Here is a 1,098-nt window from a genome sequence, read left to right on the forward strand (position 1 = left end):
AGCAAAGTGGTTATTTTTACTTAGAAAATAGGCAGTTTATTGGACCTTTTAGTAGCCCCACAAAGGCGAAAGAAGCGGCATTAGGACACTGCCAAGGTACTGCTCCAGGAGAGTGCCGCGCTGTATATCAAGGCACTGTGCGTTTTAATCCGATTACTGAGCTCAATGAAGCTCTGCCGGATATGCATCAGCTAGATCAAACATCCTTGGAGACTATAAACTAGCGAATACAAGCTAAGTTCCACAAGAAAGCGGCTCATAAGGCCGCTTTTTTTGTTTTATGCCTAGACTAATTAAGTAAGTTCTTACGAATCTCACTCACCAGTTCATTGGTCTCTTCTAATATTTCACTATGCACAACGAAGGTCTTTTTCTGTTCCTCTTCAGTTAAAGTATCTTGGCTATGTATCTGAGCGTCAACGATCTCAAAGCTTGCATCAGACGCGTCATGATCCTCATCTTCACGTTGATGAATCCAACTCTCTATTAAGCTCATACTGGCTTGGCAGTCAGCAATGACCATCGGCACGCCGTTTTCATCGGCGACGTCTTGAATAAAATTGCGTTGCCACAGTTGTAGGTTTGTTGCATCAACGATGACGCTCAAGCCTGCATTTAAGATATGCCGCGATAGAGAAGCGAGTTTCTCATAGGTAAGATCTGTGGCCGCTTTGCTATACAGTTCTTTTGCTTTGTCAGTGTCAGGATGCTTATGAGGATCAAATTTAAATAGTCGCTTTCGTTCTACATCGGAGCGGATGCGAATAGCGCCTAACTTATCTACAAGACGCAGCGCAACGGTGCTTTTTCCCGTTCCTGATACACCATGCATGGTCAATATAAAACGATTTGGAAGTGCCGAGCAGCTTTCGGCTAAGTCGATATATGACTGATATTTACGCCATAGTTCGTCTAGTTTTTGCGGATTGTTTTTAAAGTCTTCCATCTCAAATAAAGAAATCTTCGCACGGACTATCGCGCGATAGGCTTTATAAAATGGTAAGAGTTTTAGGCCTGCGTAGTCTCCAGTTTCTTCTAAATAATGATTTAAAAAACGATTGGCATAGTGGTGTAGGCCCCGCTCCTCTAGGTCCATGA

The 1,098-nt window shown here is 43.1% G+C and carries 2 protein-coding genes; one reads left to right on the forward strand and one right to left on the reverse strand.

From position 1 onward, the window contains the following. On the forward strand, nucleotides 1-224 hold a 224-nt coding region (locus tag A3762_RS26865; RefSeq protein WP_197468945.1), incomplete at its 5' end, for a hypothetical protein. Between the two features lie 65 nt (nucleotides 225-289). Here A3762_RS26865 and A3762_RS02100 read toward each other — a convergent pair. Continuing rightward, nucleotides 290-1,098: ATP-binding protein (locus A3762_RS02100; protein WP_068753881.1), on the reverse strand; the 809-nt coding region annotated here is incomplete at its 5' end.

This window comes from Oleiphilus sp. HI0125 (genome assembly GCF_001635355.1).